The following is an 11,803-nucleotide window of genomic DNA, read 5'->3' as shown; positions in this document are numbered from 1 at the left end:
AAAGAGTGGGCCTAGCGGCGGGAGCGGTGCGGTGACACGTCGCCCACGGTGACCGGGTCCGTGGGAGTGATCGCGCGGAGCGCCTCGACGTTGGCCTCCTCGGTCCGCTGGAAGCCCTTGGCCATGGTGCGGATGCCGTCGACGGTGCTGTGCAGCACCTCGGCGGCGCCGGTGATGCCGTGGCCCAGCTGCCGTTTCGGCTCGGCGTATTGTTCCAGGAACTGCCGGCCGCTCTCGTCGTCGCCCCAGCACGCGCCGAGGGCGGACAGCCTGCCCTCCAGCTTGGTGGCGACGGACCTGATCCGTCCGGCCAGTTCCTGGACCTGTGGCGCGGCCTGGTCCAACCGGTCGGTGTCGACGGAGAACGTGCCGTCACTCATGGGGATCCCCCTGGAAGCCGTGGTCGACGTATTCGCGTACGGAGTCCGGCATCGCCGGGTCCTCGGGCAGGACGGTGCCCGGATCGACCCGCCCCTGGAGCAGGTCGGGCACGGTCACGCCGGGCGGCAGCCCTTCCGCGAGCACCGCGGCGACGCCCTCCAAGGCCTCGGACCTGGCCTGGCGGATGGTCGTGAGCAGGACGTCGGCCAGCTCCTTGGGCGCCATCCGGCGGTAGGCGCCGGTGGGGAACTCGATCGCGGTGACCTCGCCCTGGGCGCCGACGGTGATCTTCACTGCCTGGCGCGGGGCGGTCGCGGTCGACGTGGTCCCGTTGATGCGTTGCCGGGTCTCCACGGCTTCCGCGCGCTGTCTGCGGTACTGCTCCAGCAGATCCTCGATCTGCTGGTCGTACGGGCTGGACATGTGAACTCATCCTTTCTCGGGGCGGTGCCGGCGGGTGCGGGCCGCCCTCGGACGGGCGGCGTGGACTCTCAGTACGCGGAGGTGGGCCCGCCGGGAACGGCGCCCCACGTGCTCTCTTCCTGGACCAGCAGATCCGCGATCCCGCGGCCGGTCCGCTCGGCCGCATCCCCGTCCGTCTCCTGTTCCCGCGCCGTCTCGGCGTCGGGATCCACGGCCTCCTCCTCGGGCCCGCCGTCTCCGCAGCCGGACACGCGCGGAACGCCGCCGCCCGCCGCCGGTGAGTCCCCGGGAGCGGAGCGTTCGGGCTGCCAGGTGCTCCGCGGCTCGCCCGCCACACCAGGCCCGCTCTCCTCCGGGGCCGTCCGCGTCTCCCGCTCCTCGGGAAGCGACCACAGCAGCGGGACGAAGGCGCCGGCGCCCGCCCCGGCCTCCCAGGCGGTGAAGTCCTCCTCGGCGCCGTCGGCGACGGGTCGCAGGACGACGGCGCTCCCGCCGTCGCCGGACAGCGGCAGCCCGTCGGACCCCACCGCGACGGGGGCGACGGCCGTCTCCCGCTCCGCGGCGGCGGCATGTGCAGCCAAGGCGGGAGTTGAGCCACCCCCAGCGGTTCCGGCCTGCGGTGCACCGCCCTGCGCCGTGCCGCCCGTCGGGGAGGCGGCCGCCTGCGCGGTCCCGGCCGCGGAGGCCCCGGTACGCGCGTCCTCCCCGCCGCTCCCGCGGATGGCGGAGGTGGTGCGCGCGCCGGCGGCGGGCGCACCGAAGCCGGGCAGGTACGGCACGCCGGGCAGGGCGCCCTCCGGCGCGCCGGCCTCGCCGTCGCCGTCCGCCTCTTCGGCCTCCCAGGGCTCGGCGCTCGCGTCGAGCAGCCCCGACGCGTCCGAACGTTCGCCGACCCCGTCGCGGCCGCCGCTCGCGGCGCCCGTTCCACCCATGCCCGGCAGGTACGGCATTCCGCCCGTGCCCAAGCCCTCCCCGCCGGCCGTCGCGCCCGATTCCGAGCCCACCTCGTCGCCGCCGGCGGCAGCGTCGCCCTCCCACGGTTCGGCGCTCGCGTCGAGCAACCCCGAGGCGTCCGTGGGCTCCGACCCCTGACCTGCACCGCCGGCGCCGGTGCCGCCCATGCCCGGCATGTACGGCATCCCCGACGACGTCGGCATCTGCGACGGCATGCCCGATCCGTCGGTGAGGCCGCCGGCCAGGCCCTCGGTCAGTCCGCCGCCCAGTCCGCCGGTGAGCCCGTCGTTGAGCCCACTGCCGAGGCCGTCGCCGAGCCCGGTGTCCCCGAAGGCGGCGGGGTCGGCCGAGGACAGGCCGCCCAGGCCCCCGAGGCCGGAGGACGTCGGACGGCCGGTGCCGAGGCCGCCGAGCCCGCCCAGACCGCCGAGTCCCGGAAAGGAGAGGGGGTTGAGCGCATGATCGAGGGCCGAAGGGTCGAGGCCGTCCAGACCGAGGTCGCCGAAGCCCGCGCCGCCCGTGCCCCCGCCGGCCAACCCGGTGCCGTCCAGGCCCAGGTCGCCGAGTCCGCCGCCGAGCCCGGAGCCGTCCAACGCGGACGGATCGCCCGGGAAACCGGACGGGTCCAGGCCGCCGAGCTCGCCCACACCGCCGAGCCCGGCGCCCGATCCGGACCCCGTGTCGAGGCCGGTGTCGGGCATGCCGGACAGGTCCGCGAGGCTCCCGGTGCCCCCGATGCCGCCGTCCGGCCCGCCCAGTTCGGGACCCGGCCCGGGGTCGCCGTCCCCGGTGCCGGGGCCCTCGGGGTGCTCGGCCGGGGAACGCACCGGCACCGGATTGATGATCGCGTCGGTGGTGACCTGGTAGGCGTGCGCCAGGCTCTTGAGCACGCTGCGCATGTCCTCGTTCATCATCTGGACGAGTTCGGGCTTCTGGCTGATCGGGATCAGGCCGTTGGACATGGGCGTGACACCCATCGCGATCGCCTGGTCCGCGTACCAGGTGTCGATCTGCGCGAGCTTGTTCTGTGCGCTCCGCAGGGTGATCGCGTTGTTCGCCAGTTGGTGGGGGACCGAGTGATCGCCCGTCGAACCGCCCGACAGGACGTCCGCGTTGGCCTTCACCTGCCGGGAGAAGCCGGTCATCATCTCCAGGAAGGAGTCGGCCGCGGCGCCGCTCCACGGCCCGTTCTCGCCCGCGAGCGCCTTGGCCTGGTCGACGAGGCTCTTCGTGACCCCTTCGAGGGTCCGCTGCACGTGGTAGAACGCGTTGGCGGTGTCCAGGAGTGACTGGGGGTCGGCGACGGCGCGCGCGTGGGACTCGTTGGCGGCGGTACCGACGCCGGCGGACATGCCGGTGATGGCCGCCATGATCTGCTTCCAGTCCCAGTTGTCGTAGTCGGCCAGGCTGCCGGTGGACGAGCCGTCGGGATTGCCGAAGATCGTCCCGTCGTCGCCCTGGTGGAAACCACCGCTGTTGTAGTCCGCCACTGTCGCTCTCCTGTGTGCACTTCGCCCACGCCCACGCCGGTGTGTGGGTCTCCGGGGTCGCGGCCGGCGTTCCCGGTTCCGGCAGCCGGGCCGCGTTCCGTCGGATCCCGCCCGGCTCAGGCCGGGGCGGTCGGCGGCGGGGTGCCGGCGCCGGTCGTCCCGGTGCCGCCGTTGGCGGTCATCATCGTGTTGAAGTCGGCGCCGGTGTTGCCGAGGGCGTCCGCGAGGTCGTTGGCCGTCATGGTGTTGGCCTCCTCCGTCGTCCCGTAGTTCCGGCTCAGCAGCCGCACCCCGTCCCGCAGGTCCGTGAGGCCGCGGACCAGGGCCGACAGGGCGTCGCCGTAGTTCTTCTTGAGCCCCGCGTCGGCGTTCGGACCGTTGACCTTCGTCCGCATGACGTTGGCGTGGTAGAACGCGCCCGGTGCGACGGAGGAGTCGGCGAGAGCGGTGGCGACGGTGCGCACCGGCTGGATCAGCAGGTCGATGTTGGTGGCGAACAGTTCCATCGACGGCGTGCTGACCGACGTCCCGTTCGAGCCGTTGCCGCCGGGCACCGGCGGGGGCACGAAGGGGTGCAGGTCGCTGAGGATCCCCGGCGCGTGGAGGACGTTGGTGCCGCCGTTGTAGGCGTGCGGGTCGCCGGAGCCGGTGGTGGAGCCGCTGTTGCCGTCGCCGTAGTCGTTGTTGTTGATGTTCGGGTCGCTGTTGCCCCGGTCGGCGGTGTCGTCCGTGATCGCCACGTCACTGCTCCCAGAGGCTCACACCGTGCCGCTCGCCGGCGTAGTACGCCGCGTTGATGTGGCCGAGCGAGTGCGTGGCGTTCTGGGCTTGGGTGACCATGTCGGTGGCGGCCGCGTCCCACTTGGCCTTCGCCACGTCGTACGTGCTGCGCGCGTCGCTCGTCCACTCACTGAGGTGGATCTTGGCGCTGTCGTCCAGGTCGCTCAGGGCGGCCTGGAGCTTCTTGCTGATCGCGGCCATCTCACCGACGACGTACTCGATCTGGTCCATCTTGACGGTATAGGTCGTCATCCTGCGCTCCTGGGGTCTGGCGGGTCTGGCGGGTCGGGGGGCGGGGAGGCCGTCGGCCTAGAAGCCCGGAAGCGGCGTGACCATGCTCTTGTGGAGCTGGTTGGCCGCGTCCGTGGTGGCCTGGTGGGTGGTCTTGTAGCTGCCCGTGTTGGCCTGGAGCTTCTCCAGCATCAGGCTGAGCTGCTGCCGTACCGAGGCGAAGTCCTGGAGCCAGGTGTCCATGGCGCCCTGGAAGGTGCTGGACGCGTCACCGGACCAGCTGCCCCGCAGGGCGTCGATCTGGCCCTGCATCTGGGTGTAGGTGCTGTTGGCGTCTTCGAGTGCGGACTGGAAGCTGCCCGCCGCGGACCGCATGCCCGCGATGCTCACCGATGTCGGTTCGCCTGCCATGGTTGTTCCTCTCGTCGCGCGGTCGTTGTTCCGTGATGATGGCCGGGGCCGGAGAGGGCCGGTGACCGGCCCCCGGGCACGCTGCCCGACCGACCGCCCATCTCTGCCCCATCGGCCCGTCAGGTGGCCGCCTGCGTGGCCGCCGGCAGCATCGCCGCCATCGGCGGGAGGTCGTCGACGAGGTCCGCGAGAGCCAGCTCGCGGGCCCGGGCGCGGCCCGCGAGACGGTCCGCCAACCGGTGCGCGCCGTGGGCACCGTGGCCCGGGTCCTGCCCGGCCAGCGCCGCCGTCACGGCGTCGGGCACCTCGAAGCCCAGTACGGTCAGCCGCCGCCGTGTCAGTTCCGCGAGACCTGCTCCGGTCCAGGCGGGCAGCCTCAGGTACTCGGCGAAGACGCCGGCGAGGTCGGTGCGGTCACGCAGCAGCTCCCGCAGGCGCGCCCCGCTCCCGGACAGCACCAAGACCGCGCCGTACGGGTCGCGGGCCGCGGCCTCGGCGGCCAACGCGTCGATGACGGCGTCCCGTTCGGCGGCCGGGCGGCTCTCGAAGGCGGCGTCCGCCTCGGCCACCAGCACACCCCCGGCGGCCTGCCGGAACACGTGCCCGAGGTAGGCGCGCGGTTGGGACGGCCAGCGCGCCGGAACGGCGGACAGCGGAACGTGGTCGAGCGCACCCGACGGTACGACGCCGGACTCGGCCAGGGCCCGGCCGTAGGCCGCGGCCACGGCCCGGCGTCCGCTGCCGGGCGCGCCCTCCAGGACGATGTCCGCCAGCCCGGCGGTGCCCTGGCCGAGCTCGACGAGGGTGTCGACGCGGGAGCCCAGTGCGTCGGCCACCGCGCCCAGGCCGGTGAGGGCGGCCAGTTGGCGGGCGGCGGGGGCGGAGGCCGGGACCTGGGCAGGTGCGGTCCGTGCTGCCGGGGCGGGCGGCGCGGCCGGGGGAGCGACGGCAGGCAACCGCTCTGCGGGGGGCGGCGGAGCGGGAACTCCCGGTGCCGGGGCGACATCGGCGGCGGTCAGGCGGCTCAGTTCGCTGTCGTGCCCGGGTGCCTGCGTGGCGAGCCGGGACGCCTGGGTGCTGATCATCGTCTCGAAGACCTGACGGGCGACGCGCCCGTTGCCGAAGGTCGGACCTTTGGGCACGTCCACGAAGTAGCGGGACAGCGCCGCCAGGGCGTCGTCGGCCAGTTCGTAGCAGTGCTTCGCGCACAACCCCCGGACGATGGTGACCAGTTCCTCCGGGGCGTAGTTGGGGAACTCGACCGTGCGGGCGAATCGCGAGGCCATGCCGGGGTTCGAGGCCAGGAAGCGGTCCATGTGTTCGGAGTAGCCCGCCGCGATCACCACGATCTCGTCGCGGTGGTCCTCCATCATCTTCATCAGCGTCTCGACCGCTTCCTGGCCGAAGTCCGGCCCGGTGCCCCGTGACTGGTTGGTCAGGGTGTAGGCCTCGTCGATGAAGAGCACCCCGCCCAGGGCCCGGTTGAACACCTCGGTCGTCTTGATGGCGGTGCCGCCGATGATCTGTGCGACCAGGTCGGCGCGTGCCACCTCGACGATGTGGCCCTGGCTGAGGATGCCGAGTTCCGCGAGGACCGCCCCGTACAGTCGGGCCACGGTGGTCTTGCCGGTGCCGGGCGGGCCGGCGAAGACCAGGTGGCGGCTCATCGGCGGCATGGGCAGGCCCATCTCCGTGCGCCGCTTCGTCATCTTGTTGAGGTTGATCAGCCCCGTGACCTCGTCCTTCACACTCTCCAGGCCGACCAGCGCCTCCAGCTCCGCAAGCGGTCCCGTCCCGGAGTGGGGAGCCTCCCCGCCCCGGGGGGAGGAGGCCGCGGCGAACGGGCCGCCGACCGCGTCGCCGGTGGCCGTACGGCCGTCACCGCTCGGGTGGGCCCGACCGTCGAGGGTGTTGTCCGAGAACGCGCAGTTGCTGAGGTCCGTCCGGGCATCGGCGTGCGCGTGGACGCCGTGGCCGCGGGCGCCCGTCATGCGGCATCCGACGGCGGTGAGCGTGCCGCCGGCGAGCACCCGGATCGCGTCCGTGTCCGAATCGGTGAACTCGCTCTCCTGCGCAGTCAGGTCGCCACCCTCCCCGACCGTCGCCCCGCATCCGCGCAGCGCGCAGCCGGCCAGGAAGGCGCTCGACTCCCCGGCCAGCGCGAGCCCCTGCCCGCCGCCCCCCAGGGTGATCGAGCCGTCCCGCAGGGTCAGGCGGGAGCCGCCCTGGGCCAGAACGCCGGCGCCGGACGTACCGGTGACGGTGAGCCGCTCCAGTTCGACGCAGCCGGAGTCGACGGCGTGTACGGCGCCGGTGACGGCGTCCCGAACGACAAGCCCCGTGCCCGACACGGTGGTTGCGGCGCCGGTGACATGGAGCCCGACCGGGGTGCCGGTGATCTCACAGTCCTCCAGGTGCGGGCGGGCGCCCCCCGCCACCTGGATTCCGCTGCGCGCCGCACCGGACACCGTGCAGCCGCGCAGGCGGGGCGCGGCGCCGTCGGCGATGTGCACCGACTGCCCGGCCGAGCCGGAGAAGGCGCAGTCGGTGAGCGTGGTCTCGCCGCGGCTCGTGAGGTAGGCGTCCAGCACGGCGCTGCCGGTCACCGTGACGCGTCGCAGCACGGCCCGGGCCTGCTGCTCGACGGCGACGGCGGGTTTGCCGCTGCCGGTGATCAGGGTGTCCGCGACGGTCGCCACCGCACTGCCGTTGACGCAGATGCCGTTGCCGCGGGGGCGGATCAGCCGGCAGTCCCGTACGTCCAGGGCGCCCTGTTCGGCGACCACCACCGCCGACGACCCGACCTCGGTGACCTCGGTGTCCTCCAGTACGTTGCCGCCGCGCGACGTGACCACGACACCCGCGCCGCTCGGATTCGCCACCCGGCAACCGCGGGCCGCCAGGGTGCCCTCGTTCCACGCGAGCACCGCCGTCCAGGCCGCGCCCTCGACCAGGCATCCGTCCAGCGCCGTCTGCCCGCGCCGCAGGTCGAGGACGGGGGCCTCCGGGTCGGCGCCGGACAGGACGAGCCCGGAGAGCCGGACCGCCTCCGCGTCCACCACGACGGTGCTCCCGGTCGGCGCGTGCACCCGTACGGTGCCGGCGTCGCCCTCGGCGGCCAGCGTCACGGCGCGGGTGATCTCCAGCGACTCCTCGTACCGCCCGGGAGCCACCGTGACCAGTGCCCCCTCGACGGCCTCGGCCAGCGCGCGGGCAATCGTTCGGTGGGCTCCCGGACGGTCGGGTGACACCAACAGGACTTGCCTGCTCACGGCTTGGCTCCTTCTGTACGGCTCGTACGGGTGGTGGCGATCAGTCCGGGCGGGTCGGCGCTCTGCGCCCCGGCGTCGGTGCCGGCCTTCGCCAGGGCGTCCAGGATGTTCTCCAGCCCCTTGAGGGCCATCTCGTCGAACTTCGCCCGCTGGGCGCCGACCCTGCCGTCCTGGCCGATCTCCGACGGCGACACCTCGCGCATCAGGACGGTGTCGTCGTCCGTGCGCAGGACCTTGAAGGCGGTACCCGGCAGGAACAGCACCCGGTCGGGGACGGCCGGGTCGAGCGAACTGGTCCGGCGGGCGGTCATCGACCAGATCAGGACGTCGGTGGCGTCGCTGCCGCGGGGTCCGGCGTGCAGCGACGTCCGGGCGTGGCAGAACGCCCATTCGACGGCCAGCCTCCCCTCCCGGTACCAGGAGCGTTCCGCGTCGGTGAGCCTGGTGCGCAGCAGGGCGGGTCCCCGGTAGGAGGGCAGCCGGCGCAGTCCGGCCGTCACGCAGCGCGCCAGCGGCACGTGCGGTCCGGCGGTCGCGGTGCGTACCGCGGCGTCGGCGGTGCGGCTGTCGCCCGACAAGTACAGGCGCACGGCGACCAGTTCGGTCAGGGCGTCCGCCGCCTCCGCTCGGGAGCCGCCGCGCAGCCCCGGCGACTCCGACATCACCCGCGACACGGAACCGGCCATCGCGTTGTACTGCTCGCTGAACGTCCGGCGCACCCAGTCCCGTTCCTGGGCGATGCCCCGCTCGGGCGGCAGCGCGCACGCGGCCGTCCTGGGCACGGGCTGCACCCGGACCCCCGCAGCCTCACCGGGCGCGGCGGCCGGCGGCGCCGCCACGGCCGGCCCGGGCCCCGCGACCGGTGCGGCCGAGCCCGCCGGCACCGCGTCGGGCTCCGGCGCGGGCGCGCTCGACTCCAGCCGGAACCGGGGCGCGGCGGGCCGCACGAGCCGCGCCGAAGCCACGGCGGGCGCCCCCGCCCCGAGAGCGGGCTCGGGGTCCTGCGGATGAACCGAGCCGGTGCGGGGCCCGCTCTCAGGCGCGACCCCCGCGACGGGCCCCTGCTCATGCCCGGAGGGCTGCGGCGGTACGGGCCCCGTACCGGTCACCGGCCCGAACGCGGACGCCTGTACCGGAGCCGGGTCGTGCTCGGAGGGCTGCGGCGGTACGGGTGCCGACGCGGAGACCGCGCCGCTTCCGGCGAGCCCGTCGGCTACGTGCGGAGAGACGCTGGCCCCCGGATCGCCCGTGACCGACGCGGCCGGTGTGGCCGGTGTGGGAGCCACCGTGCCGGGGCCGGACGGGGCGGGGTCCGCGGGCGCTCCGCCCGGGAGCGCCGAGTCCACGGACTCCGTCCGGATACGCGGCAGAGCCGATCGGGCAGCGGGACGTACGGCCGCGGGCAGGGCCCCGCCCGCACCCACACCGGTTTCCGCGCCGTGAGGTGCAGGGGTGCGTACGGCGGCGGCCGCGCCCGACGGTTCGTTCCGGGCGGACGGGGGTGTTCCGGCGGGCGACGTCGCCGCGCCATCGGGGGAGTCCGCGCCGTGCGGTGTCTCGGTACGTGCCGGGGCGGTCGCGCCCGACGCCTCGTGCCCGCCGGGCCGGTGTTCCGCGCCCGCCGGAGCCGCCGTGCCGACGGTCCCTTGAACGCCGGGCGTCGCGGAGGCGGCGGCAGGTCGCGCCCCGCCGCTCCGGGTCGGGGCGTAGGGGGAGGCGCCGTGCTCACCGTCCGGCAGGGGCCGCGCGCCCGACGGGAGGCTGGCGTACAGGACGACGCCCTCGCCCAAGGCGTCCGCGAGGCCCTGGCCGGGGGCGACGGCCCCGGGGGTGTCGAGCGTGCCGTGCACGACGAACCGCACCGCGGACCGGGCGCCCGGCAGCACGGTGTCCCAGTAGCGGGCCACGTCGGCGACGGGCAGCGCCGGGGCGCCGGGGCTGCCGAGGACGACCAGGAGGTGGCGGGGGTCCGTGGGTACGGCCTCGACGGCACGCCGGCCGCGGCCGGGGAGCGGCCCCTCGTCGGTGTGCCGCAACCACACCCCGCACGGGACCGGTTGGACGGTCGTACGGGCGCCGGCCGGCCCGGGGCGGGCCGGAACGGCGAACTCCCAGTCCGGTTTGGGGAACCGCTGCGCATCGGGCTCGGCGGGCCTGCCCGGCCGGAACCGCAGCCAGGCGGCCCCGTCCTCGCCGGGCACGAACAGGCCCCCCGCGGCGGTCGGGACGAGCGCGCCGTCCGGGGCGAGGACCGGGCGGCCGAGCCGGTTGGCGATCAGCCCCGCGGCCGTGCGCACGTCCTCGCCCTTGTCCCGGCCGAAGACCAGCCGCAGGCTGCCGTAGCGGGAAGGCGACAGCAGCTTGGCCACCGCCGCCCACTCGTCGGCGAGGACGCCGGCCGGCAGGTCCACGACGACGAGGGTGTGCTGCGGATCGTGGGCCAGCCCGCGCGCGAAATCGGCCGCCCGCTCGTCGAGCCGGCCCTTCGGGTGGACCAGGATGGCGTCGCCGACCGGCGTCGCCCGCAGTCGGAGCCTCACCCGGCTCACCCCCGTCCCGCGGCGGCGCGGCTGAGGACCGGGCCGTCGGGTATGAGCGCGAGGACGCCCGCCGGGAGGGAGAGCCGCAGCTTGGCGTCCCCGAGGCCGAGGGCCCGTACCGCGGCCTCGTCGGCGAGCCGGTACTTCACGCCCTGTTCGGTGACGAGGTACGGGTCCCTGCCGCCGGCCGGCACCGCGAGGACGCCGCCCCCGGCCGGGAGGACGACCCGCCGGGAGCCGAGACCGGCGACCGTCAGCCGCACCTGGCCTGACGAGAGTTGTCTCAGGCACACGGTTGCGCCTTCCAAGGGGCGCACGCCCACGACGTCCGGTACCCCGTCGGTCGGGCCGCGGTCCGCCGAGACGGGGACGACCGCGATGTCCGCCTGACCGACCTGCCTCGGCCCGGGCGCGCCGGGGCGGGCGGCGAGCAGGGCGTACGCGGTCGCGTTGACCGGGACGAGTCCGTCGGAGCGCAGCAGATAGTGGTGCTCGGTCCCGCCCGCGCTGGTGCGGTAGACCTGTCCCACCTGGGCGGCCTGTCCGGCGACCGTGCCGGCCGCCGTCCCCGCGCCGGCCGGCACGGGAGGGGCGAGCGGGGCTCCGGTGGGCACGGTGGCGAGCCAGTCGGCGGTGGCGGCGAGGACCGCCTGGCCGTCCAGGCCGAGGGCGATCAGGGTCGGGTCGCCGGGAACGGGGTACTTGACGCCCCGCACCAGCAGGAACCGGGCCCCCGCGGGATCGGCGAGCAGCACCTGCCGGTCGGCCGGCAGCGGACGCAGCGCGGCGGCGGCGGCGCCGAAGACGAGGGTCTGCCCGGCGCCGGCCGGTGAACGGCCCGCCGGTCCGCCGCCGGGCAGGCAGCGCGCCCAGGGGCCGGCCGTCAGCGCGGACGGCGCCGGGACCGTGTCGGGCGCGCCCGGGATGCCGACCGGAGCACCGTGCGGAACCCCGGCCAGGTCCTTCGCGGAGACCGACTCGGGGGCTGCGCGCCTGCCCGCGATGAGCAGCGCGGAGGCCTGGTTGCGGGTCGGGCGCAGGGCGCCGTTCGCGTAGACGTAGCGGTTGCCGGTTTCCTTCTCCAGGACGACGGCCCCGTCCTTGCGCCAGTCGTCCTTCGCGACCGGGGAGACCAGCCCGTACACGCCGAACCCGGCGCACAGCAGCACGACCAGGGCCACTCCGAAGACCGAGCCGAGGGCGGAGCGCCGGGTCGGGCTGTCGCCCCGGCCGGGGTCGCCGCTGACGAGGGCGGATGCGAGCCGGCCCATGGCGAACTGGTACGCCTGCACGTGGTCGCGTCGAGTCTGCACGTTCGCCC

At 75.1% G+C, this 11,803-nt stretch carries 9 protein-coding genes; all 9 read right to left on the bottom strand.

The window, feature by feature from the left end; translation table 11 throughout:
• Positions 1–11: 11 nt before the first annotated feature.
• Entirely contained in the window at positions 12–380 is a 369-nt protein-coding gene (locus OG906_RS01230) for a WXG100 family type VII secretion target (protein WP_329439087.1), read from the bottom strand.
• Positions 373–804, bottom strand: a complete 432-nt coding sequence (locus tag OG906_RS01225; RefSeq protein WP_267800748.1) for a YbaB/EbfC family nucleoid-associated protein — start codon at positions 802–804, stop codon at positions 373–375. Before OG906_RS01225 ends, OG906_RS01230 begins: the two co-directional genes overlap by 8 nt.
• Positions 805–872: 68 nt before the next feature.
• On the bottom strand, positions 873–3,248 hold the full coding sequence (locus OG906_RS01220) for a WXG100 family type VII secretion target (RefSeq protein ID WP_329439084.1): 2,376 nt from the start codon (positions 3,246–3,248) through the stop codon (positions 873–875).
• A 116-nt stretch (positions 3,249–3,364) separates the two neighbouring features.
• Positions 3,365–3,988, bottom strand: a complete 624-nt coding sequence (locus tag OG906_RS01215) for a hypothetical protein (protein ID WP_267800745.1) — start codon at positions 3,986–3,988, stop codon at positions 3,365–3,367.
• A gap of 1 nt (position 3,989) precedes the next feature.
• The gene (locus tag OG906_RS01210) at positions 3,990–4,280 is read right to left on the bottom strand and encodes a WXG100 family type VII secretion target (RefSeq protein WP_267800744.1); all 291 of its coding nucleotides are present in this window, start codon (positions 4,278–4,280) and stop codon (positions 3,990–3,992) included.
• 57 nt (positions 4,281–4,337) lie between these two features.
• Positions 4,338–4,670, bottom strand: a complete 333-nt coding sequence (locus OG906_RS01205) for a WXG100 family type VII secretion target (RefSeq protein ID WP_267800742.1) — start codon at positions 4,668–4,670, stop codon at positions 4,338–4,340.
• Between the two features lie 119 nt (positions 4,671–4,789).
• Positions 4,790–7,942 carry a right-handed parallel beta-helix repeat-containing protein gene (locus OG906_RS01200; protein ID WP_329439079.1) on the bottom strand — a complete coding sequence of 1,051 codons (3,153 nt, stop codon included), beginning with the start codon at positions 7,940–7,942 and terminating at the stop codon, positions 4,790–4,792.
• On the bottom strand, positions 7,939–10,482 hold the full coding sequence (locus OG906_RS01195; RefSeq protein WP_329439077.1) for a hypothetical protein: 2,544 nt from the start codon (positions 10,480–10,482) through the stop codon (positions 7,939–7,941). Before OG906_RS01195 ends, OG906_RS01200 begins: the two co-directional genes overlap by 4 nt.
• 5 nt (positions 10,483–10,487) lie before the next feature.
• Positions 10,488–11,795, bottom strand: a complete 1,308-nt coding sequence (gene eccB / locus OG906_RS01190; RefSeq protein WP_329439074.1) for a type VII secretion protein EccB — start codon at positions 11,793–11,795, stop codon at positions 10,488–10,490.
• Between the last annotated feature and the right edge of the window lie 8 nt (positions 11,796–11,803).

The sequence above is a fragment of the Streptomyces sp. NBC_01426 genome (assembly GCF_036231985.1).
Lineage (GTDB): Bacteria > Actinomycetota > Actinomycetes > Streptomycetales > Streptomycetaceae > Streptomyces.
Note: the sequence above shows the minus strand (reverse complement) of the source record. Positions and strands in the feature narration are given on the sequence as shown.

Excerpts from the sequence above, each read along its gene's own strand:
- OG906_RS01225 (WP_267800748.1), bottom strand. The coding sequence starts at position 804 with ATGTCCAGCCCGTACGACCAGCAGATCGAGGATCTGCTGGAGCAGTAC.
- OG906_RS01205 (WP_267800742.1), bottom strand. The coding sequence starts at position 4,670 with ATGGCAGGCGAACCGACATCGGTGAGCATCGCGGGCATGCGGTCCGCG.
- OG906_RS01230 (WP_329439087.1), bottom strand. The coding sequence starts at position 380 with ATGAGTGACGGCACGTTCTCCGTCGACACCGACCGGTTGGACCAGGCC.
- OG906_RS01210 (WP_267800744.1), bottom strand. The coding sequence starts at position 4,280 with ATGACGACCTATACCGTCAAGATGGACCAGATCGAGTACGTCGTCGGT.